Raw genomic sequence first — 21615 nt, 5'->3', positions numbered from 1 at the left:
CAGCCTTTCGAAAAGACACTATGCCTTGGGTGTGAATTCCGCCACTCTCAGGACGAGTGGCGGTTAGAGAAACCTCAGGTCAGGAGTGCGGCAATGACTATGAGGACCGGAAGGGAGAGAATGGTGGTCAGCAGAACTGTGTCCTTGGCTACGAGCTCGCCCTGGCCGTAGCGGTTGGCTGCCACGAAGACATTCTGTGCGGTGGGCAGGGCAGCGGTTACAACGACGGCAAACAGCAGGGTTCCCTCCAGCCCCAGGATGTAATGCGCCAGGGCGTAGGCCAGCAGCGGCTGCAGCACCAGTTTGAATGCCGTGGCGAGGAGGACGTCGGCCCGGCGGCCGCCGTCGCGCTCCAAGAGGCGTGATCCGACGAGGGAGATGCCGAAGGCAAGCAGCATGGCGGGTACCGCAGCTCCGCCGATGAGGGTAATGGGCTCCAGGATGATGACCGGCAGGGTAAGGCCCGTGGCGGCCAGGAACAGGCCGATCAAGGTTCCGATAATGATCGGATTGCGCATAATTTGGGCCAGGAAGGTCATTAGCGAGGTCCGCCGCCCGCTCGTCGCCGAATCCAGAAGCATCAGGAACAGCGGAGTGAAGAAGGCCATCTGGAAAATCAGGACCGGGGCAATAAAGGCGGCATCGCCCAGGACATAGACGGCTATGGGCAGGCCCAGGTTGGCGCCGTTGACCAGCGACGAGGACATGGCCGAGATCAGCGCCTCGGGCAGGGGGCGGCGCAGCCACCAGCGGGTGCAGAGTACAAAGACGCCTGCCGTTACGACGGCGCTGGCTGCCGCTACGAGCAGCGGCAGGGAAAAGACCGTGTGCAGGTCCGCATCACTGAGGGTTACGAGCAGCAGGGCGGGGGAGGCAACGAAGAACGCCAGCCGGCTCAGGACATTTTGCGCGTTTGCGCCCAGGACCTTGAGCCTGCCGATCAGGTATCCCGCAAGAATGATGATCCAGACAACGGTGAACCCGGTAAGTACCCCCAACACCGGCTCAGTATATCCCCGCCGAAAGACAGCGCAGACAACAAAAGACCCCTGAGAATGGCGGAGGATTCTCAGGGGTCTTTTTCTCGGAGCGGGCGACGGGAATCGAACCCGCGTATCAAGCTTGGGAAGCTAGCGCTCTACCATTGAGCTACGCCCGCAGCGCCGGAAGGGTCCGGCACAAAAAACCACTTTACATGGAACCCGCGCCGGGCCGAATTCGGTGTTCACCCGTCGTCGCTGTCTGTCTCCCTGCCGCCCTGCCGCGCGCGGTCCACCAGATCCCGCCATTTACCCTGAACACAGTGCTCGGGCAGGGTAACCGCAGCCGGGCCCACGCTAATCTCGTAGACAAAGCGGTCTGATCCGTCAGCCTTTTCCGGCGGACGCTCCTGCAGCAGCGGCAGCCACTCCCGCTCCGCTTCTTCGGTGCTGACCTGGGTGCTCCACACCCGGGTCAGGCCGGCGAAGCCGCCGGTGCGGACCACCACAATCCTCATGCCAGCACGCCCACGGCTTCCCAGGCATCGGACACGGAAGCGTACTCTGCTCCCGAGCTGCCGTAGCGTTTTTCCGCAGCGGCGAGCGTTCCGGCCGCGAACAGTGAAAAAGTGCAGTCCGCAGGGAGGTCCTGCTCCGCCAACGTGTCATACCAGATTTGCCCGGCACGTTCCCAGGCGAGGTTTCCCATGGCGGTGGCGGCCAAATAGAAGGCGTGGTTGGGAATGCCGGAATTGATGTGGACTCCGCCGTTGTCCGATTCAGTGTCCACGTAACCCGCCATGGTGGCCGGCTGCGGGTCACGGCCGATCACGTCGTCGTCATACGCCGTGCCGGGGGCCTTCAGGGACCGAAGCGCAGCGCCCGACACCTGGTCGGTGAACAACCCCGCGCCCACTAGCCACGTTGCCTGCGCAGCTTCCTGGTGCAGGAGTTTCTGCTCCACGAGGACCCCGAAAACGTCTGCGGCCGATTCATTCAGCGCGCCGGCCTGGCCGGAATACTCAAACCGGGAGGTGTACTGGACAACGCCATGGGTCAGTTCATGCCCAATAACTGTCAGCGATTTGGTGAACCGCTGGAAGATCTCGCCGTCGCCGTCGCCGCACACCATCCGTTCACCGTTCCAGAATGCGTTGTCATAGTCGCGGCCGTAGTGCACAGTGGCCGCCAAAAGGCCGCCGGCGCCATCCCCCGAGTCCCTGCCGTAGGCGTCGCGGAAAAGCGCGTGGGTAGCCCCGAGCCCTTCATAGGCCTCATCCGCTGCTGCATCGCCGGTTGGATCTGCGCCCTCTGGACGGACCAGGGTGCCCGGGAGGATCTCCAGTGAACCGGCGTCGGAAATCTCCCGCCGCAGTGTGGGGGCCAGTGCGCTGCCGCGCGGGGGAAACGGCGGCTGCAGTGTCTGCGACCGTGCCTGATGAACCGGAGGGAGCTCTGCCAGCGCCCGCTGCGCAGCTTCCGGCGCCCGGCTAAAGCCTCCGCCCTGCAGTTCGGCAATGCGTGTCAGGAGATAAGGGGGAACAATTGAACAGGTCATGCTGTCCTCCGGAGTCCGGGTGCAGGGCAACTGGTTTCCCTCCACGCGTGTGGCCCCAGCCTAGAGGCCACCTCTGACAGCGCAAGGGTGGCTACTGAGGCTGCGTCTCGCTGCTGCCTGCTTCGTTCGCCGCACCGGCTGCTGCCTGATTGGCCGCTGCCTGATCGTAGGCGGCAACGATGGCGGCGATTCCTTCCGGTCCCAGCTCGAGTCCCAGGTTGCTGCCGGGGTTGATGGCCAGTCCGTAGCCTGCCCCGATGCTGCGCAGGGTAGCTTCACCGCCGGCTTTCACCATGACCGGAGCCGCTTCGCGGATCTGTTCCGGCACCCGCTGGGCACTGGTGAACGTTGCGGCTACAGCGGAGTCCCCCTCGGGGGCCTTCAACACCAGGGCCTGGAAGGACGCGGGGTCATTCTCGTCCAGCAGCCGGCCGACGCTGAGCAGCTCCGATTCACAGATCCGGGCCACCAGCTCCTGGCTGGTGATCCGGCCTTCCTGACCGGCGAGGATGGCTTCTTCGAGCGCTGCCGCACCTTCGGGGTCCTGATACTGCGCCTGGCCGGGAAGTGCGCCTTCCGCATCCGCCGTGCCGTGCGTGCTGTCCGTATTCTCCGTCATGGGGATCTCCTTGAGTGCTGGATTATTCGTCAAAGGCTCAGCCGCAAGTCTGGCACAGCGGCATGGGGGTGAATCAAGCTACGGTGGGAGAATGAGCGTGAGCAGGAACACCCGAAACCTGGAGCCGGGCATTGAACGGGACTTCACCGACAAGATGAGCTACGGCTCCTATCTGGCACTGGATGATCTCCTGGCTGCCCAGCATCCCGTGAGCAGTCCGGAGCACCACGATGAGATGCTCTTCATCATCCAGCACCAGACCTCCGAGCTGTGGTTGAAACTTGTCCTGCATGAACTGCGGGCCGTCCGGTCCAACCTGGCCGCGGATGACCTGCGCACCGCCATGAAGGGCATCGCCCGGATCAAGCACATCCAGCGCTCGCTGACCGAGCAGTGGTCGGTGCTGGCCACTCTGACCCCTTCGGAATACGCCGAGTTCAGGGGAGATCTGGGCGCCTCGAGCGGGTTCCAGTCCTATCAGTACCGCGCCGTGGAATTCCTGCTCGGCAATAAGAACGCCGCCATGGTGAACGTTTTCGCAGCCGATCCGGCGGCGCAGGCCCTGCTCACGGAGCTGTTGGAACAAACCAGCATCTACGACGAGTTCATCCGGTTCCTGCACCGCCGCGGCTATGCCGTCCCCGCGGAACTGCTTCACCGTGACGTCACGCAGGCTCATGTGGCCAACGAGGGCCTCATGCGTGTTTACAAACACGTTTATGAGAACGCCGCTCAGAATTGGGACATTTATGAAGCCTGTGAAGAGCTGGTGGACCTGGAGGACAACTTCCAGCTCTGGCGTTTCCGCCATCTGAAGACCGTGGAGCGCACCATAGGATTCAAGCGGGGAACCGGGGGATCCTCCGGTGCGTCCTTCCTGCAGCGGGCGCTGGAGCTGACGTTTTTTCCTGAGCTGTATGCCGTCCGGACGGAGATTGGCCGCTGACAGCCCCGGCCGGCACCCGCGTGTGCATGCGCTATTTTTAGATAGTGCTGATTTCTGACCGCGACATTCGAACCGAAATTGCCGACAAGCGGATCGTCCTCGATCCCTACGATCCCTCAATGGTTCAGCCCTCCAGCGTGGACGTGCGCATTGACCGGTTCTTCCGGCTCTTCGACAACCACAAATACGCGCACATCGACCCGTCCCTGGACCAGCCGGACCTGACCCGCCTGGTGGAGGTCGATCCGGACGAGCCCTTCATCCTGCATCCGGGCGAATTTGTCCTCGGGTCCACCTACGAGACGGTCACCCTGCCCGATGACATTGCCGCGCGGCTTGAGGGTAAGTCCTCGCTGGGCCGTCTGGGGCTGCTGACGCATTCCACTGCCGGTTTCATTGACCCCGGCTTCTCCGGGCACGTGACCCTGGAGCTGTCCAACATGGCAACGCTGCCGATCAAGTTGTGGCCCGGTTCCAAGATCGGCCAGCTGTGCTTCTTCCGCCTGACCTCCCCGGCCGAATATGCCTACGGGTCCGGACAGTACGGAAACCGCTACCAGGGCCAGCGGGGCCCGACGGCGTCGCGCAGCCACCTGAACTTCCACCGCTCCGAGGTGTAGCGCCGGGTTAAAGCCGGCAGCGCGCCGGTTAGGCCTTCGGAACCACCGCGCGCGGTACCTTGTCCGGTGATCGCACCGGCAGCAGCACCAGCAGGCCTGCCAGCAGCACCAGCAGGATGCCGATGATGCCGTACCTCTGTGCGCCGAAGATGGTGATGAAGGCGGCGAAGAGCGTGGGTGCCAGGAAGCTCACGGCTCGGCCGGTGGTGGCATAAAGCCCAAACAGCTCGGCTTCCTCGCCTTCCGGGGCAAGCCGGGCCAGGAACGCACGGGACGCCGACTGGGCCGGCCCCACAAACAGGCACAGCAGCAGTCCGAATATCCAGAACGTGGTGTCGCCGCTCCACTGCAGCCCGAAGAGGCGCTGGTCCCCGGCTCCGAACAGCGCAATGAACCCGCCGGAGACCAGCAGCCCGATCAGTGAGAAGACAATGACCTTCTTGGGGCCGGCGCGGTCGTCGAGGAAGCCGCCCGCAATGGCGCCGACGGCTGCCACCACGTTGCCGAAGATGGCGAAGATGATGACCTGTGAGAGGGGCCATCCAAAGGTCCCGTGTGCTATTACTCCGCCGAACGTGAACACCGCGGCCAAGCCGTCACGGAAAACTGCGCTGGCCAGCAGGAACCAGATGGTGTGCGGACTGGTCTTGTAGATGGCCTTGACGCGACGTAACAGCAGTCCGTAGGACGCCAGGAAGCCAATTCCGGCAGCTCGCTCCTGACGGGGAACTTCGGGAACCGCAAACAGGACGGGCAACGCGAAGACGGCCAGCCAGACGGCGGCGAAAACGGCGACGGCGCGGATGTTCAAGCCGTTCTCCGAAGTAACGCCGAACCAGCCCACGTCGGGGTTGATGAAGCCCACCAGCACCACAACAAGGGCAGCAATCCCGCCCACATACCCCATGCCCCAGCCGAAGCCGCTGACCCGGCCCACCGTTGCCGGCGTCGAAATCTGGGACAGCATGGCGTTGTAGTTCACGCCGGCAAACTCACTGAAGACGTTGCCCAAGGCGATCAGCGCAACGCCGAGCAGCAGGAACTCCGGCCGGGGAAAGACGAAGAAGCACAGGGCGGTGACCAGGCACACCAGGGCCGTGTTGATGCCCAGCCAGAGCCGGCGCCGGCCGCCGGCGTCCGAGCGCTGTCCCATGACGGGGGCGAGCACTGCCACTGCCACTCCGGCCAGGGCAATGCCGTACCCCAGGACGGAGGAAGCATGGTCTTTTCCGCCGAAGCTCTCCGAGGTCAGGTACACCGTAAAGACGAAGGTGGTCATGACGGCGTTAAAGGCGGCGGACCCCCAGTCCCACGAGGCCCAGGCAAGGACCTGCCGTTTCCGGAAATGCGGACGCAGCCCGCCGGGCAGGGTGCTGTGAACTTCTGTGTTGGAGACCATAGGCAGATGCTATCGGGGCCTGCGTCCGGCAGGGCCGCAACCGGCACTCCGGCATGTCCTTGGGCATGGGTGCCCGGCCCTCGAATGGGGCTTGGGTGTATGCCATGAGTAGAATAGATATACGCCCTCTGACCACCACCTTGATAACTACAGCTGTGTTTGTGGCTGGAAGACTGTCAAAAAAGCTCGGGAGATCTAGTGCTAATTGTGCTCACCGTTTTGTTTACGGTGGCATTGGTGGCGCCCATAATGTTCCGCAGGATCGGCAGGTCGGCGTTCTACGTCCTGGCCGCCGTCCCCGCAGCAGCGTTCATCTGGCTGCTGGTCACGTTCCCCCGGTACACAGGTGCCGACCAGACGCTGGCCTCGGGCGCTCCCAACGCCCCGCCGTCCGTAGTGATCCCCTGGATTCCCGATCTCAAAGTTGAGCTCGCGTTCCGGATGGACACCCTGGCCGCGGTCCTGTCCATCCTCATCCTAGGCGTTGGCTCGCTCGTGCTGTTCTACTGCGCACGCTATTTCCGCCCGGGGGACGCCCAGATGGGCGCCTTTGGCTCCCAGCTGCTGGCCTTCGCCGCAGCCATGTTCGGTTTGGTGACGGCGGATGACCTGATCCTGCTGTTCATCTTCTGGGAAATAACCACCGTCCTGTCCTATCTGCTGATCGGGTACTCGGCGCATCGGCTGTCGGCGCGCCGGGCCGCCCTGCAGGCACTGGTGGTTACCACCTTCGGCGGGCTCACCATGCTCGTGGGCATGGTGCTGATCGGTGATGCCGCCGGAACGTTCCGGATTTCAGAGATCATGGCCATGGCTCCGCAACTGCTGGAGCGCGGCGCCCTCGTGGACATCGCCGTTGTGCTCATGCTCATCGGCGCCATCTCCAAATCCGCGTTGGTCCCCTTCCACTTCTGGCTGCCCGCCGCCATGGCCGCACCCACCCCGGTCAGCGCCTACCTGCACGCCGCAGCCATGGTCAAGGCCGGCATTTACCTTGTTGCGCGGCTGGCCCCCGGCTTTTCGGAAAGCACCTACTGGCATGCGGTGGTGCTCGTTCTGGGCCTTTCCACCATGTTGCTGGGCGGTTGGCGCGCGCTGCGCCAGCATGACCTCAAACTGATCCTGGCCTACGGAACGGTCAGCCAGCTGGGCTTCCTGACCCTGGTGGTCGGTCTCGGCAACCGTGAGGCTGCCATCGCCGGTTTGGGACTGCTGCTGGCTCACGGCTTCTTCAAGGCGACCCTGTTCCTGGTGGTGGGCATCGTGGATCACCAGGCCGGTACCCGCGACATCCGCAAACTCTCCGGCATTTACCGCTCCGCACCGAAACTGTTTGTCGTGGCCGTCATCGGCGCCGCTTCCATGGCCGGCGTTCCGCCGCTGCTGGGTTTTGTGGCCAAGGAATCCGTCTACGAAACGTTCGTCCACTTTGCCGAAAAGCAGGGAACTTTCGGCGCGGCCGTCCTGCTGGCCGGCGTCGTCGTCGGCTCCATCCTGACTTTCGCCTACAGCGCGCGCTTCGTCTGGGGCGGCTTTGCGGCCAAACCCAATTGCCGTCCGACGCCCTTCAAGCCGGTTCCGTGGGCGTTCATCGGCGCGCCGGCCATCCTCGCGGCGGTTACGGTGCTGTTCGGTCTCTGGCCGGCCCCGATCGATGCCGCCGTCAGCTCCTACGCCGATCTGTACCCGGCCGACGGCGCCCCCACCCATCTGGCGCTGTGGCACGGTTTCACCACGGCGCTGCTGCTGACGGTCATTACCATCGGCGCCGGGGTGCTGCTGTTCTGGCAGCGGCTGCGGGTCGAAAAGCTCCAGGCACGTTTCACCGCACCGCTGGACGCCGAGCGTTCCTACCGCGGAATCATTGGCGTGCTCGACGACGTCGCGGTCTGGATTACCGGCCGCACGCAGCGCGGTTCGCTGATGTTCTATCTGTTCGTCATCCTGACGGTGGCCGTCCTGACACCGCTGTCCGCCCTGCTTTGGCGCGGAGCGTCCCTTCCCGACCAGTTCCACTGGTGGGACACCCCGCTGCAGGCAGTGATCGGCGTGGCGATCATCTTGGGCGCCCTGGCCGCAGCCCGCGCCAACAAGCGCTTCCTGGCGGTGCTGATGGTCAGTGTCACCGGTTACGGCATTGCCCTGATCTTTGCCCTGCAGGGCGCACCGGACCTGGCCCTAACCCAGATGCTGGTGGAAACCATCGTTCTGGTTGCCTTTGTGCTGGCCCTGCGGTCACTGCCGGCCCGGCTGTGGAAGCGGGAACCCGCCGGCCACCGCCTGCTCCGGGCCCTGCTCGGAACCGCCTTCGGCGCCACCATGGTGCTCATCGCCATGACGGCCATGAACTCCCGCGTCGCCGAGCCCATCTCGCTGCTGTACCCGGACCTCGCGTATGAGGTGGGAGGCGGCGCCAACATCGTGAACGTAACACTTGTGGACGTCCGCGCCTGGGACACTTTTGGTGAGATCTCCGTGCTGGCCATGGCCGCCACAGGCGTGGCCTCGCTGATCTTTGTCCGCGGACGCGGCGACAAGCGCCGTCGTGCCGAGGGAGTTGCCACCGGCTCGGTGGACCGCGGCCGCGAACACTTCGCTTCGACAGGCCGCCAGGAAGCCACGCTGGCCCTGGCCCGGAAGTTCTCCAGCGTCAGCCGTGATGCCTGGCTGGTGGCCGGGCGGACCCTGGCACCGGAACGCCGTTCCATCATCTTTGAAGTAATTACGCGGCTGCTGTTCCACTCAGTCATCATGTTCTCGATCTACCTCCTGCTGGCCGGGCACAACATTCCCGGCGGCGGCTTCGCCGGCGGGCTCATGGCAGGACTTGCCCTGACCATCCGCTACCTGGCAGGCGGACGCTTTGAACTGGCTGAAGCGAGCCCGGTCAGCGCCGGCCTGCTGCTGGGCGGCGGGCTGGGCATCGCCGGCCTCACGGCCGCGGCGCCGCTGCTCTTCGGCGGCCAGATCCTGCAGAGCGCGATCATCAAGTTCACCTGGCCGATCTTTGGCGAGATCAAGTTCGTCACGTCCACCATTTTCGACATCGGCGTGTATCTGGTGGTGGTGGGGCTGGTCCTGGATGTCCTGCGCAGCCTGGGCTCCGAAATCGATGAACGCAGCGAAGGCGGATCCTCCGACGACGAGGACCTTCTGGAACCCGAACCCGAGATAGTCAGCAAGGAAGAGGAGGTGGCCCGATGAGCGTCAACATCACCTTCATGATCATTATGGGAGCGCTGTACGCCTGCGGCATCTACCTGCTCCTTGAACGCAGCCTGACCCGCGTGGTGCTGGGACTGACCATGCTCACCAACGCCACCAACATCCTGCTGCTCTCAACCGGCGGTTTCCAGGGCCTGGCGCCGCTGTTCAACGCGGAGATCGCGGCGGAGGATTACAACGATCCGCTGCCCCAGGCCTTTATCCTGACGTCCATCGTGATCTCCTTCTCCGTGACCGCGTTCATGCTGGGCATCATCTACCGGTCCTGGGTACTCAGCCGCCAGGACGAGGTCCAGGACGATATCGAGGACCGCCGCGTGGCCAGCCAGAGCAGCTTCGACGCCGAGGACGACGCCGACGTCCCCGAGGACACCACTGAATTCACCCCGCCCGAAGAGGCTGAAGAGGCGCCGGGCTCCCTGCGCGCCACCGGTCAAAGCACCAGCCCGGAGGCCAAGGAATGAACACCATAAGCTTGGCCCCGCTGGCCGTTGTCCTGCCGTTCTTCGGTGCAGCCCTCGCCTTCATCCTGATTCGCCACACGAGCGCTCAGCGCATCATCAGCGTCAGCATCCTGTCCGTCACCCTGGTACTGGAAGTTATCCTGCTGTTTTCCGTCTGGGAGACCGGGGCTCAGGCAGTAAACCTGGGCGGGTGGCTCCCGCCGGTGGGCATCACCATGGTGGTGGACCAGTTCTCCGCCCTGATGCTGGTCATTTCCACGGCCGTAAGCCTGGCGGTGCTCATTTACGCGGCCGGGCAGGGCATGGCCGACGGCGATGAAGACGGACCCATCTCGATCTTCCATCCGACGTACCTGATCCTGGTTGCGGGGGTATCCAACGCCTTCCTGGCCGGGGACCTCTTCAACCTCTACGTGGGCTTTGAAATCCTGCTGACCGCCAGCTACGTGCTGATGACGCTGGGCGGGACTACGCCGCGGATCCGCGCCGGTGTCACCTATGTGGTGGTCAGCGTGGTCTCCTCCCTGCTCTTCCTGATCACCATCGCCATGATTTACGCTGCCACCGGCACCGTAAACATGGCAGACCTGGCGGTGAAGCTGGGAGACCTGGATTCGGGAACCCAGCTGATGCTGCACCTGATGCTGCTGGTGGCGTTCGGCATCAAGGCGGCGGTGTTCCCGCTGTCCTTCTGGCTGCCTGACTCCTACCCAACCGCTCCGGCACCGGTAACGGCAGTGTTCGCCGGCCTGCTGACCAAGGTGGGCGTCTACGCCATGGTCCGCACCGAGACGCTGCTCTTCCCCGGCGACCGGATCAACTCGCTGCTGATGGTGGTTGCCGGGCTGACGATGGTGGTGGGCATCCTCGGTGCCCTGGCGCAGACAGACATCAAGCGAATGCTGTCCTTCACCCTGGTCAGCCACATTGGCTACATGGTCTTCGGCCTGGCGGTCGGATCCGTGATCGGCATCGGTTCCGCGGTGTTCTACGTGGTCCACCACATTACGATTCAGACCTCGCTGTTCCTGGTGACCGGCCTGATCGAGCGCCGGGGCGGCACCGCCAACATGGACCGCCTTGGCGGACTGGCCAAGCTGTCGCCGATCCTGGCCGTGCTCTACTTCATCCCCGCCATCAATCTGGGCGGCATTCCGCCGTTCTCCGGCTTCCTGGGCAAGCTTGGGCTGCTGGAGGCAGGCGTTGAGCTGGGCACGCCGCTGGCCTATACCCTGGTGGGGGCCAGCGTCCTCACCAGCCTGCTGACCCTGCTGGTGATGGCCCGGGTCTGGAACCGTGCCTTCTGGCGAACCCCGGAAGACGCCGTGCACCCCGATCCGATCCTGCTGGCCACCGGCACCGACGGATCGTCGCTGCGGACCTCCGGTGACGTCACCGAAAAGTCCACCGGAAAGTTCTCGGGCCGCGGCGCCGTCGACCTGCTGCCGCGCACCATGGTGTACCCCACAGTGGGACTGGTGGCGCTTGGTGTTGCCCTGACCGTCCTGGCCGGTCCGCTGTTCTCGCTCAGCGACCACGCTGCGCAGGATTTGCTGGACCGTACCCCGTACATTGAAGCCGTTCTTGGAGAGGGGGCCGGACAATGACCCGCAGAGCCCAAATGCGGAACCGTCCGCGCGTACCGCTGCTGAAGGAAATCCCGCTGCTGATCTGGCTGGTGTTCCTGTGGGGCGCCCTCTGGCAGGACTTCAGTGCCGGCAACCTGATCTTCGGGGCCGTGATCGCGTTCATTGTGGCCAACATCTTCTACCTGCCTCCCGTGGAACTGAGCGGACGGTTCAACCCGCTCTACGCTGCGGGTTTCCTGGTCCGGTTCTTCTACAAACTGGTGCACGCCAGCTTCGAAGTGCTGTGGCTGTCCCTGACCAGGGGCCCAAACATCAAGAATGCCGTGGTGGGAGTGAAGCTGCGCAGCCGCTCGGACCTGCTCGTCACTGCCACCGGACACGCACTGTCGCTGATCCCCGGCTCGCTCGTGGTGGAAGTTGACCGGTCCACTTCCACCCTGTACCTGCACTGCCTGAACGTTTCCACACCGGAGGAAGCGGACAAGGTCCGCAAGGACGTGCGGGACACCGAGTCCTGGCTGATCCGCAGCATTGGCACCCGTGAGGACCTGGACGTGCTGAAGGCAGAGCAGGCTTTGGCCAGATCGGAGAGCGCCCTCCCGGCCGCAACCAGCAAGGAAGTGAACCCATGATGAGCATCTTTGTGGTCCTGGTGTCAGTCATGCTCTCCGTCGCGGCAGCCGGTGCCATCTTCCGGATCGCGCGCGGTCCTTCCATCCTGGACCGTGTGCTGGCGGCTGACGTCCTGCTGACCATCGTGGGAGCTGCCCTGGCCACGGACATGATCGTGAACCGGAACCTGAACTATTTGGCGCTGCTGGTCTCGATTTCACTCATCGGGTTCATCGGTTCCGTGACCGTTGCCCGCTTTGTTACGGACCGGAGGTAGCCCGTGAGCCCGGAACTGAATGACCTCATTGTTGGAATCCTGATGCTCGGCGGGGCGCTGATGTCCTTGGCGGCCGCCATCGGTCTGACCCGCTTCCCGGACTTGATGAGCCGCATGCACGCCGCGTCCAAGCCGCAGGTGCTTGGACTGCTGCTGTTCCTGCTGGCCATGGCCGTCCAGTTTGAAAGCTGGGCATTGCTTCCGGTCCTGGGCGTGTGCTGGTTGTTCATGATCCTTACCGCGCCGGTGTCCGCACACATGGTGGGGCGTGCGGGCTACCGTACCAAGCACCTGCGGCCCGAACTGCTCACCATCGACGAGCTTGACGACGTGGTGGGCCGGGCCCAGGAGCTGCTGCTCCAATCCCGGGCCGGCGATACCGACAATGGCGACGAAGATGAAGACCCGCGCGTGGATGACGATCCCGGAGCCCACAACGAGACAGGGTCATTGGACGACGATTCCTCGGTGGAAACAGCGCAGGGCGCCCGCCGCCCGGGACACAGTCCCGAGGGCTGAGCGCCCTGTGGTGAAACCCGGTGCTGCTTAGACGACGTCGGGGGTCTTCTGGTAGCGCTGGATGGCGCGCTGGGTGCCGCGGTTGGTGAGCACCCGGATGGCCTGGCTGACGGCGCCGGAGACGACGGCGAAGATCACGGCGGTGCGGAGGCTGACATCCAGCACTCCGTCCTTGTCCCGGGGAGGCTCGTTGCCGGTAATCCGGGTCCAAAGGAAGTCCAGCAGTTTGGCGGAAAGAATTCCTGCGCCGAGGCTCGCACCGGTACCGAGCAGTTTAAGGATCAGGTTCATGGATGCTCCTAGTGTTTGTGGGCCGTTTCCCTAACCCTACCCGCCGGGCCGCCCAAAATGGTTTGCCCGTGTGTAGAGTGGGACTCGCAAGACATACGACAGGGGAGCGCCCTTCCCGCCCATGCCCAGGCATGCTGCGGAAAGACCCAGGCGCTGAGAGTGCGGACAACCGCAGACCCTCGAACCTGATCCGGTTAGTACCGGCGCTAGGGAGTCGAGATCTCACGGGATCTCACGGCAGTCCGCCGTGAACAGTCCCTCCCCTCCTGTACCTCAGGAGGTTTTTTTCATGCAGCAGAACAATTCCCCGGCACAACGCTCCGGCCGGCAGGATTCACCGTGGCGGCGCCCCTGGCGGGTGGTCGACATTGTGGTGGCATCCGTGCTCGCAGTAGCCGTAGGCGTCATCTTTTGGGTCTGGTCGCTGGCCTACAGCGGCGTGGAGGTTATGTTTCTTGCCTTTCCGCCGCTGGGCGGCCTCTACACCGGCGGCTGGCTCATCGCAGGCGTCTTGGGCGCCCTGATCATCCGCAAACCCGGAGCTGCCATCTACTGTGAGGTCCTCGCCTCGGCCGTGTCCGGCGTGCTGGGAACGCAGTTCGGCCTCTCGGTGCTGCTGTCCGGCTTCATCCAGGGGCTGGGGGCCGAGCTGGTCTTCCTGGCCTTCCTCTACGTCCGGTACACCCTTCCCGTTGCAGTGCTGGCCGGACTGGTGTCCGGAGTGTTCCTTGGGGTTAGCGAAAACATCCTCTACCGGCCCGAATGGGCCCTGCAGTGGCAGGCTCTGTACACCCTGTTCGCCGCCGTCTCCGGTGCCGTCCTTGCCGGGGTGCTGTCCTGGCTTGCCGCCCGGGCGCTGGCCCGGACCGGAGTCCTGGCATCGTTCGCCTCGGGACGGGCAGCAGATGCGCGTTCCTGACGTTTCCCCTGGGGCGTCCCCTGCGTCTTCCCCCGTGTCTTCCCCCGTGGCCGTGCGGGCGCGGGACTACTCTTGGCGGCACGCCGGCCGCAGCACGCCCGCACTCTCCTCCCTGACGCTGGACATCGAAGCAGGGGAGAAGGTCCTGCTCCTGGGCGCTTCCGGGGCCGGGAAATCCACACTGCTGCACGCCCTCGCAGGTGTCCTCGGCGAAGGCACCGGACCCGACGCCGCGGGGGAGGAACACGGCAGCCTCACCCTGGACGGGGCGCATCCGCTGCAGGCCCGCGGCCGGGCGGGCCTGGTACTGCAGGATCCCGACTCGCAGCTGGTGCTCTCCCGGGTGGGGGATGAGGTTGCCTTCGGTGCGGAGAACCTCCGGATCCCCCCGCAGGAGATTTGGGAGCGGGTGCGCACCAGCCTGGACGATGTTGGCCTGCTGGTGCCGCTGCACCATTCGACGTCCGCCCTGTCCGGAGGGCAGAAACAGCGTTTGGCCCTGGCCGGCGTGCTGGCCATGCAGCCGGGCCTGCTGCTCCTGGATGAACCCACCGCCAATCTGGATCCGCACGGCGTGCTGGAGGTCCGTGCCGCCGTCGAACGCGTGCTGGAGCGAACGGGCGCCACGCTCATTGTGGTGGAACACCGTGTTGCCGTTTGGGCGGACGTGGTGGACCGGGTGGTGGTCCTGGCGGCCGACGGCGGAATCCTGGCCGACGGACCGCCGTCGCAGGTGTTGGCGGAGCCGGGGAACCGTGCCCGCCTCGCCGCTGCCGGTGTCTGGCTTCCGGGGGCCAGGCCTGCGGTCTCTGACCCTCCGGCGCAGGACGCCGGAGCTGAGTTGCTTGTTGCCGGCGGGCTGGCCGCCGGGCGCGGGAAAAGGAAACCGGCTGCCGTCAGCGGGGTGGACCTGACGCTGCGGGCCGGAACCTCACTCGGCATCACCGGCCCAAACGGTGCCGGAAAGACGACCCTTGCCCTGACGCTGGGAGGACTGCTTCCACCCGTGGCCGGCGCACTGCGTGCCTCACCCGCGCTTGCGGGTTCCGCCGGAACTGATCCCGGCCGTTGGAAATCGACCGAACTGGTGACCCGGATCGGCACGGTTTTCCAGGAACCGGAACACCAGTTCCTGACCGGCACGGTCCGCGGGGAACTGGCCTTTGGCCCCCGCCGTGCAGGACGGCTGACGGAGGCGGAGATTACCGATCTGGTGGAACGGCTGGCGGACCGGCTGAGGCTCGCCTCCCTGCTGGACGCCAACCCGTTCACCCTCTCCGGGGGAGAGAAGCGCCGGCTTTCGGTTGCCACGATGATCGCCACGGAACCGGACATCCTGCTGCTGGACGAACCTACCTTTGGTCAGGATGCCAACACCTGGGCTGAGCTTGTGACCCTGCTCCGCAGCTTGCTGGCCGAAGGGCGCTCCGTGGTGGCCGTGACCCACGACGCCGAGTTCCTGCAGGCGCTGGGCGGAGATGTCCTGCACGTGGAGGACGGCGCGGCCACGGCACGCAAGGCTGTTCGGAATGCGGTGTGGAAGTGAGCAGCACGGAAATGATGACGGACCTGCGGAATCCGACCCGGCGTCCGGCGGGGACACTGTTGGAGCGGGCAAATCCGCTGTCAAAACTTGCAGCTGCCGCGGCCGTAACGCTCGCGGTGCTGGTGAGTGTGGACTGGATCAGCGCAAGTATTGTCCTGGCCGGTGAGCTGCTCCTGCTGCCGCTGCTGAGGATCCGGCCGCTGGTTCTGCTCAAACGGATCTGGCCCCTGGTTATTGCCGCTCTGGTTGGCGCCTGGGGCACGGCGCTGCTGGCGGAAAAGACCGGCACCGTCCTCCTGGATGCCGGGCCGGTCCTGTTCACTTCGGATTCGGTGGCCGCCGGCATCGCCATCGGACTGCGCGGTTTGGCGATAGCCCTGCCGGGGATCTACCTGCTGGCCTCGACAGACCCCACGGATCTGGCGGACGCCCTCGCGCAGAAGATGAGGCTGCCGCACCGGTTTGTGCTCGGGGCACTGGCCGCCATGCGTCTGGTGGGGTTGCTGGTTTCCGAATGGCAAAGCTTGGGCATGGCCCGGCATGCCCGGGGCGTGGGCGCGGATTCCGGCCCGTTGACCCGCGTTCGTTCCTTCCTGGGGCAGGCGGTTGCCCTGCTGGTGCAGGCGGTGCGCCGGGCCACCCGGCTGGCCGCAGCCATGGAAGCCCGCGGTTTTGGCAGCGGGGGGCGGACGTGGGCCCGCACCTCGGTGTTCACGGTGCTGGATGCCTGGGTTGCCCTCTACGGGGTGCTGCTGGCCGGTGCGGCGCTGACCGCTGCCGTTGCCGCCGGAACGTTCAACTTTATCCTGACGTGAGCTCCCGGACCGAGCTCCCGGGCTACAAGGCCCCGCGCAGCAGTGCGGTCAGTTCCTCGGTCAGCTCGGGGGATGACGGGATCGGGGTTCCGTCGATGGAGGTCACCGGGGCGAGGAGCCGGATGCTGGAAACCAGCCACACGGCGTCGGCTTCCATCAGGTGGGCCGGCTCCAGGGGGCCGTAGCCCCGGGCCCATCCTGCGGCTTCAGCCGCGTCAAACAGAGCGCGCTGAGTGGTCCCGGGAAGGATGCCGCTCTCAAGCTCGGGCGTCAGCAGCGTTTTGACGCCGTCTTCCTCGACCGCAAGGATGACGCTCGACGTCGGACCCTCCAGGACCTTTCCGTCGGAGGAAGTAAAGATGACGTCGTCGGCGCCCTGAGCTTTTGCGTAGCGCAGGGCCGCCATGTTGACGGCGTAGGACAGAGTCTTGGCGCCCAGCAGCAGCCAGGGCGCCCGGTCGGCCACGGTGCTGTCATAACCCCGGTCCAGCAGCAGGACAGCCAGGCCCTCGGCGGTGCGTTCCCTGACCTCGGCGGGTACGGGGGAAGCCGCAACCCACGCGCTGGGAGAGCCGGTGCCCTCGACTCCGCGGGTCAGCAGCAGCTTCACCACCGCCTCTGTGGGTCCGGCCTGAATCAGCAGCTCGGAAAGGGCCGTGGAAACGGCACGTTCCCAGCTCTCCCGTTCCGGAAAAGCAAGGTCAAGAGCCTGCGCCGAAGACGCCATCCGGTCCAGATGGGCGTCCATTTTACGGGCAGTGCCGTCAACGGCGAGCATCGATTCAAACACGCCGTCGCCGCGGGTGGCCCCCAGATCGGCGGCCATCAGCTGCGGGACGGCGGCATCCGCGAGACGGCCTTCGGGAAACTTCGGATCCAGGAACACCAGAACAGTCATGACCCCAGCCTAGTTTGTTCATCCGGCAGACTAGGCTATTGGGGAACCGGTCAGCTGATAGGAGCCTCGTGTGTGGGTTGCATTAACGGGCACGGCGCTCCCAGTATGGATCGCCACGGCACTAACCGTGCTGGATTACGCGATCCGCATCATCGCCCTGGGCGTGGTGCCGGGGAACCGGCGGCCCACCACCGCCATGGCCTGGCTGCTGTGCATCTTCTTCCTCCCGGTGCCGGGAATCATCCTGTTCCTGCTCTTCGGCAATTTCCGGCTCTCCGAACACCGGGTCAAGCGCCAGGCTGAGGTCAACCGGGCGGTCCGTGAGAACACCCGCGAACTGGAGGCCGAGGGCAGCCGGTATTCCGGGCCGGAATGGGTGGTCTCGGCCACCGAGCTGAACCGCCGGCTGGGATCCTTCCCGAGCTTGGACGGCAACAAAGTGGAGCTGCAGCGGGACTACAACGAGTCCATCCGTGAAATGACCGAAGTGGTCCGCAACGCCCAGAAATACGTGCACGTCGAGTTCTACATCATGAGTTACGACAGCGTCACCCGGGAATTCTTCGCCGCATTGAAGGACGCCGCCGCGCGCGGAGTCCGGGTGCGCCTGCTGTTTGACCACATCGGCACACTGCGGGTGAAGGGCTATCGGAAACTGCTGAAGGAACTTCGCAGCACTGACATTCAGTGGCGGCGGATGCTGCCCCTGCTCCCGGCCCGCGGTTTGTGGCGGCGGCCGGACCTGCGCAACCACCGCAAGATCCTCGTGGTGGACGGCAAAGTGGCGTACACGGGATCACAGAACCTGGTGGAACCCTCCTACCGCAAGCCTCATAACCAGAAGATGGGCCGGAAATGGGTGGAGCTGATGGCGCGGCTGGAAGGGCCGGTGGTCGATGAAATCAACGTGGTTTTCGCCACCGACTGGAACGCGGAGACGGATGAGAACCTGGAACGGGAACTGAGTCTCTATGAATGGACCAGCCACCCCGGCGAGGTGACATGCCAGGTGGTGCCCAGCGGCCCCGGGTTCACCACGGAAAACAACCTGCGCCTGTTCACCTCCCTGATCTACTCGGCCTCGGACCGCATTTCCATCACCAGCCCCTACTTCGTGCCCGATGATTCCCTGCTGTACGCCATCACCACGGCTGCCCAGCGCGGCGTTCAGGTGGAGCTGTTCGTTTCCGAGCGGGGCGACCAGTTCCTCGTCGACCATGCCCAGCGTTCCTACTATGAAGCTCTGCTGCGTGCAGGCATCCGGATCTACCTGTATCCCAAGCCGCTGGTGCTGCATGCAAAGCACTTCACCATCGACAACGAGGTGGCCGTCCTGGGGTCCTCGAACATGGACATGCGGTCCTTTTCCCTGAACCTGGAAGTGTCGGTCATGATGTTCGACGGGAACATCGTGACCGACATGCGCCGGATTGAAGACACCTACCGGTCCATGTCCCGGGAGCTGCTGCTCTCCGAATGGGTGGGGCGCCCCGTCTGGCAGCGTTACATCGACAACGTATGCCGGCTGACCGCCACGCTGCAGTAAGTTTCGTGGTCCGTCCGGTGCGGCCGGAGGCACAGGAGACTACTCCGGAAACCGGGCTCCAAGCGCACTGAGTACCCCGAAGGCCTTTGCCTGGACTTCTTCCCACTCCGCCTCCGGATCCGAGTCCGCCGTGACCGCTCCGCCAACCCCCAGGGACAGGGAACGGTTCCGTATTTCCAGGGTACGGATCACCACGGACAGATCCGCGGCACCGGTCAGGGAAAACCAGCCGACGACGCCGGAATAGGGTCCCCGCGGGGCGCCCTCCAGCCGGTCCAGGATAGCCATGGTGCTGATCTTGGGAGCCCCGGTCATGGACCCGGGCGGGAAGGCAACGGCAAGGGCCTCGGCCCGGGACGCCCCGGGAAGCAGCACCGCGTCCACTGTGCTGACCAGCTGGTGGACCGTGGCGTAGGTTTCCACCGCGCAGAGGCGTGGCACGGTGACCGAGCCCGGGACAGCGAACCGGGACAGGTCATTGCGCAGCAGGTCCACGATCATGATGTTCTCCGCGCGGTCCTTCGCCGATGAGACCAGGTCTGCTTCCAGTTCCCGGTCCTCCGCGGCCGTGGCACCGCGCGGGCGGGTTCCCTTGATCGGCTCGGCCCGCATGCGTCCGGCGGCGTCGAAGGACAGGAAGCGTTCCGGAGAGGTTCCGGCCAGGCTGTACCCTCCGAAGCGCAGCAGCGAGGCGAAGGGTGCAGGGCTGCGCCGCCGGAGTCTGCGGTACAGCCCCAGGACGTCTGCCGGGCCCGGCGGCTCGGCCAGGTGCCCGGTAAGCGAGGTGGTCAGGCATACCTCGTAGGAGTTGCCGTTGCTGATTTCTGCCTGCGCGGAACGGACCTTGGCCAGATAGGAATCCCTGCTGTCCCGCACAGCAAACTGCGGGACGGGCAGGGAAGAACCGTTGGGCGGAAGATCCGGCATGGTTCCCGGAGGGACAGCGGCAGCAGTTTCGACGGCCCGCCGCACCAGCGCCGCCCAGCTGTCCGCGCTGCTTTCACCGCCGTCCGGGCTGTTGCCGGAAAGGGTCAGCACGTAGACGCACCTCAGCTCGTGGTCCAGCACCACAGCCCGCCCGGCATAAATGAGGGCGGCGTCCGGGACGGAATCCGGGTTTGTGCCCGGAGCCGCCGAAGTGTTGCTGCCGCCGGTTTCCCGTTTCAATTCGTAGCCCAGGTACCCGAGCCAGCCCAGGGCAAAACCGCAGGGGTAGTCGGCCGGGGCCTGTCCCCGGGGCCGCCCCCAGACCGAGTCCAGCCAGGGGAAGAACGCTCCCGGCCGACGGGCGCTCACCGGTCCGGACACGATGGTGGTCACTCCGCCGCCGGTTTCGCGCCGGTGCTCGGCGTAGCGTCCCAGCGGGCCGCCGTCGTCGGCCATGATGCTGAAGCGGCTTCGGGCCCAAACGTGCGCGGCACCGGACCGTTCCGGGCCAACCGGCACCTCCGGGTCCGGCACGACTGAGTCCGGAGCACTGGAGCTGTCCAGCCAGACGGCGCAGGAAGAACTGCCGTACAGTGCGGCGTACAGCAGCTCGGGGTGCACCCAGGTGTCCAGCCGCTGAACCCGGACAGTTCCGGCGTCCGTGCCGGCTCCCGGCCAGCCGGGCGTTAGCGGAAGTGCCAGTTCCCCCAGGGCCTGCAGCACGTATTGGACGGTGGCCGCGGGATCCGGCGCGCCGGCGTTCCGGTCCACGCCGAGGTCCACAGTGATGTCCGCGCAAGACGACGCCGGATCCTCCGCCGCCCAGGCCTGCTCCTGTGCGGCCCACCGGTCCCAATGCGGTGCGTAGGTGTCGCCGTCGCGCGCCAGTGCCTGTTTCCGCCGAAGTTCCGGCGGTGCACTAACCCACACGGCAGCATGGAGCAGGCTGCGCACGGCGGCGCTCGAGGAGCCCACGCCCTCGAAGATGATGATGTCAGCAGGCTCGGTGCGGCGCGCGTCGGCATACCGGCCCAGGCTCCAATCCCAGGCCTGCCAAACGGCGGCGCGGCCCGCAGACAGCGGTTCGGCGACGTGCCGGCGGAAGTACCCGATTCCCTCCGCCAATCCGTCCCATCCCGGATAGATGTCTTCCAGGTGGAAGAGGGACACGGTGTGGTGGGCGCGAAGTGCCGCTGCCAACTCTGTTGCGAGGGTGGTTTTGCCGGCACCGGAGAAGCCGTCAACGGCAATGAGGACAGGCAGCGTGCCGGCGCGGGGAAAGACCCGGGGCGGTTTCAGTGCGATCCGCCGGCGGATGCGAGGGCGTCCCGCACATACTGCACCACGCCGGGCACTGAAGCCTGGATCAGGGCGTATGAGGAGTCAAAGTCGCTCATGTCGCCGTACCAGGGATCTTCAATGCCCTGTTCTTCGACCGGAAGCTTTGCCGAGGACGGATCAAAGCTGCGAATCAGGCGAACCTTGTCCCGGTCCTGAAGAGTTGCTGCCCGATCCCGGAGCTCGGTGTAGTGCCCGTAATCCATGGCCAGCACGAGGTCACGGTCGGCGAACCATTCCAGTTTGAACTCCTGTGCCCGGAATACCCGCGTCTCCCCGGCACCGAAACCGTGGTTTTGGAGTTCCTCCGCGGCGCGGGGGTCCATGGGGCGCCCGGCCTCCCAAGCGGTCACCCCGGCGGAATCCACACGGACGTCATTTCCGAGTCCCGCCTCGTCAAAAGCACGGGTCAGGCAGAACTGGGCCATGGGGGAGCGGCAAATGTTGCCGGTGCAGACCGTGATGATTCTGTACATTCATCCAGCCTACCCACCGAAGAAGATGACGGGCGAAGAAGACCGGCACCG

The 21615-nt window shown here is 65.2% G+C and carries 20 protein-coding genes, 1 tRNA gene, 1 pseudogene and 1 riboswitch; of the genes and pseudogenes, 12 read left to right on the top strand and 10 right to left on the bottom strand.

Annotation, left to right across the window (positions count from 1 at the left end):
• Positions 1-74: 74 nt before the first annotated feature.
• The 5 genes from CXR03_RS03730 to CXR03_RS03710 form a co-directional block, all read right to left on the bottom strand.
• Entirely contained in the window at positions 75-1001 is a 927-nt protein-coding gene (locus CXR03_RS03730) for an AEC family transporter (RefSeq protein ID WP_104102005.1), read from the bottom strand.
• An 87-nt stretch (positions 1002-1088) separates the two neighbouring features.
• A tRNA-Gly gene (locus CXR03_RS03725) sits at positions 1089-1159 on the bottom strand.
• A 66-nt stretch (positions 1160-1225) separates the two neighbouring features.
• Positions 1226-1498, bottom strand: coding sequence for a protealysin inhibitor emfourin (locus tag CXR03_RS03720; RefSeq protein ID WP_146070448.1), 273 nt, complete (start codon positions 1496-1498; stop codon positions 1226-1228).
• A complete protein-coding gene (locus tag CXR03_RS03715; RefSeq protein ID WP_104102002.1) occupies positions 1495-2538 on the bottom strand; it encodes a M4 family metallopeptidase in 1044 nt (347 codons plus the stop codon). The genes CXR03_RS03720 and CXR03_RS03715 overlap by 4 nt, the downstream gene beginning before the upstream one ends.
• Positions 2539-2629: 91 nt before the next feature.
• Complete coding sequence (locus tag CXR03_RS03710; RefSeq protein ID WP_104102001.1) at positions 2630-3157, bottom strand: SseB family protein; 528 nt, start codon at positions 3155-3157, stop codon at positions 2630-2632.
• A 91-nt stretch (positions 3158-3248) separates the two neighbouring features.
• Here CXR03_RS03710 and kynA point away from each other — a divergent pair, with 91 nt between their 5' ends.
• Positions 3249-4103: a tryptophan 2,3-dioxygenase gene (kynA, locus tag CXR03_RS03705; RefSeq protein WP_104102000.1), complete on the top strand. Its 855-nt coding sequence runs from the start codon at positions 3249-3251 to the stop codon at positions 4101-4103.
• A 44-nt stretch (positions 4104-4147) separates the two neighbouring features.
• Positions 4148-4723 (top strand): dCTP deaminase, encoded by a 576-nt coding sequence (gene dcd, locus CXR03_RS03700; RefSeq protein ID WP_104101998.1) that lies wholly within the window; start codon positions 4148-4150, stop codon positions 4721-4723.
• A gap of 28 nt (positions 4724-4751) precedes the next feature.
• Here the strand turns inward: dcd and CXR03_RS03695 are convergent, their stop codons facing one another.
• Positions 4752-6122: an MFS transporter gene (locus CXR03_RS03695; RefSeq protein ID WP_104101997.1), complete on the bottom strand. Its 1371-nt coding sequence runs from the start codon at positions 6120-6122 to the stop codon at positions 4752-4754.
• 198 nt (positions 6123-6320) lie between these two features.
• Here CXR03_RS03695 and CXR03_RS03690 point away from each other — a divergent pair, with 198 nt between their 5' ends.
• The 6 genes and pseudogenes from CXR03_RS03690 to mnhG all read left to right on the top strand — a co-directional run.
• Positions 6321-9326 (top strand): Na+/H+ antiporter subunit A, encoded by a 3006-nt coding sequence (locus CXR03_RS03690; RefSeq protein ID WP_104101995.1) that lies wholly within the window; start codon positions 6321-6323, stop codon positions 9324-9326.
• Positions 9323-9811 (top strand): Na(+)/H(+) antiporter subunit C, encoded by a 489-nt coding sequence (locus CXR03_RS03685; RefSeq protein ID WP_104053155.1) that lies wholly within the window; start codon positions 9323-9325, stop codon positions 9809-9811. The genes CXR03_RS03690 and CXR03_RS03685 overlap by 4 nt, the downstream gene beginning before the upstream one ends.
• Entirely contained in the window at positions 9808-11418 is a 1611-nt protein-coding gene (locus CXR03_RS03680; RefSeq protein WP_104101994.1) for a Na+/H+ antiporter subunit D, read from the top strand. The genes CXR03_RS03685 and CXR03_RS03680 overlap by 4 nt, the downstream gene beginning before the upstream one ends.
• Entirely contained in the window at positions 11415-12032 is a 618-nt protein-coding gene (locus tag CXR03_RS03675) for a Na+/H+ antiporter subunit E (RefSeq protein WP_258073474.1), read from the top strand. The genes CXR03_RS03680 and CXR03_RS03675 overlap by 4 nt, the downstream gene beginning before the upstream one ends.
• Positions 12029-12289 carry a monovalent cation/H+ antiporter complex subunit F gene (locus CXR03_RS03670; RefSeq protein ID WP_104101991.1) on the top strand — a complete coding sequence of 87 codons (261 nt, stop codon included), beginning with the start codon at positions 12029-12031 and terminating at the stop codon, positions 12287-12289. Before CXR03_RS03675 ends, CXR03_RS03670 begins: the two co-directional genes overlap by 4 nt.
• A gap of 3 nt (positions 12290-12292) precedes the next feature.
• Positions 12293-12634 (top strand): annotated as a pseudogene (mnhG, locus tag CXR03_RS03665) (monovalent cation/H(+) antiporter subunit G); the annotation flags it as partial.
• Between the two features lie 201 nt (positions 12635-12835).
• On the opposite strand, the gene CXR03_RS03660 reads toward mnhG, so the two are convergent.
• Complete coding sequence (locus CXR03_RS03660) at positions 12836-13099, bottom strand: DUF4235 domain-containing protein (RefSeq protein ID WP_104101988.1); 264 nt, start codon at positions 13097-13099, stop codon at positions 12836-12838.
• Positions 13100-13189: 90 nt separating this feature from the next.
• Positions 13190-13329, top strand: a riboswitch (TPP riboswitch).
• Positions 13330-13388: 59 nt separating this feature from the next.
• Here CXR03_RS03660 and CXR03_RS03655 point away from each other — a divergent pair.
• From CXR03_RS03655 to CXR03_RS03645, 3 genes are read left to right on the top strand one after another with little or no spacing between them, the layout of a single operon-like run.
• A complete protein-coding gene (locus CXR03_RS03655; protein ID WP_104053149.1) occupies positions 13389-14018 on the top strand; it encodes an ECF transporter S component in 630 nt (209 codons plus the stop codon).
• Entirely contained in the window at positions 14005-15564 is a 1560-nt protein-coding gene (locus CXR03_RS03650) for an ABC transporter ATP-binding protein (RefSeq protein WP_104101986.1), read from the top strand. The genes CXR03_RS03655 and CXR03_RS03650 overlap by 14 nt, the downstream gene beginning before the upstream one ends.
• A 14-nt stretch (positions 15565-15578) precedes the next feature.
• Entirely contained in the window at positions 15579-16379 is an 801-nt protein-coding gene (locus tag CXR03_RS03645) for an energy-coupling factor transporter transmembrane protein EcfT (protein WP_104102800.1), read from the top strand.
• Between the two features lie 22 nt (positions 16380-16401).
• Here the strand turns inward: CXR03_RS03645 and CXR03_RS03640 are convergent, their stop codons facing one another.
• Entirely contained in the window at positions 16402-17277 is an 876-nt protein-coding gene (locus CXR03_RS03640) for an aminodeoxychorismate lyase (RefSeq protein ID WP_104101985.1), read from the bottom strand.
• Between the two features lie 70 nt (positions 17278-17347).
• Here CXR03_RS03640 and cls point away from each other — a divergent pair, with 70 nt between their 5' ends.
• Positions 17348-18823, top strand: a complete 1476-nt coding sequence (cls, locus tag CXR03_RS03635) for a cardiolipin synthase (RefSeq protein ID WP_104101983.1) — start codon at positions 17348-17350, stop codon at positions 18821-18823.
• 39 nt (positions 18824-18862) lie between these two features.
• On the opposite strand, the gene CXR03_RS03630 is transcribed toward cls, so the two are convergent.
• Positions 18863-20950, bottom strand: a complete 2088-nt coding sequence (locus CXR03_RS03630; protein ID WP_258073473.1) for a chorismate-binding protein — start codon at positions 20948-20950, stop codon at positions 18863-18865.
• Positions 20951-21045: 95 nt separating this feature from the next.
• Positions 21046-21564, bottom strand: coding sequence for a low molecular weight protein-tyrosine-phosphatase (locus CXR03_RS03625; protein WP_104101980.1), 519 nt, complete (start codon positions 21562-21564; stop codon positions 21046-21048).
• Positions 21565-21615 lie beyond the last annotated feature (51 nt).

Origin of the sequence: Arthrobacter sp. 08Y14 (assembly GCF_002929455.1) — a bacterium.
GTDB classification, from domain to species: domain Bacteria; phylum Actinomycetota; class Actinomycetes; order Actinomycetales; family Micrococcaceae; genus Arthrobacter_B; species Arthrobacter_B sunyaminii.
This window is presented reverse-complemented; position numbering and strand designations above follow the sequence as displayed.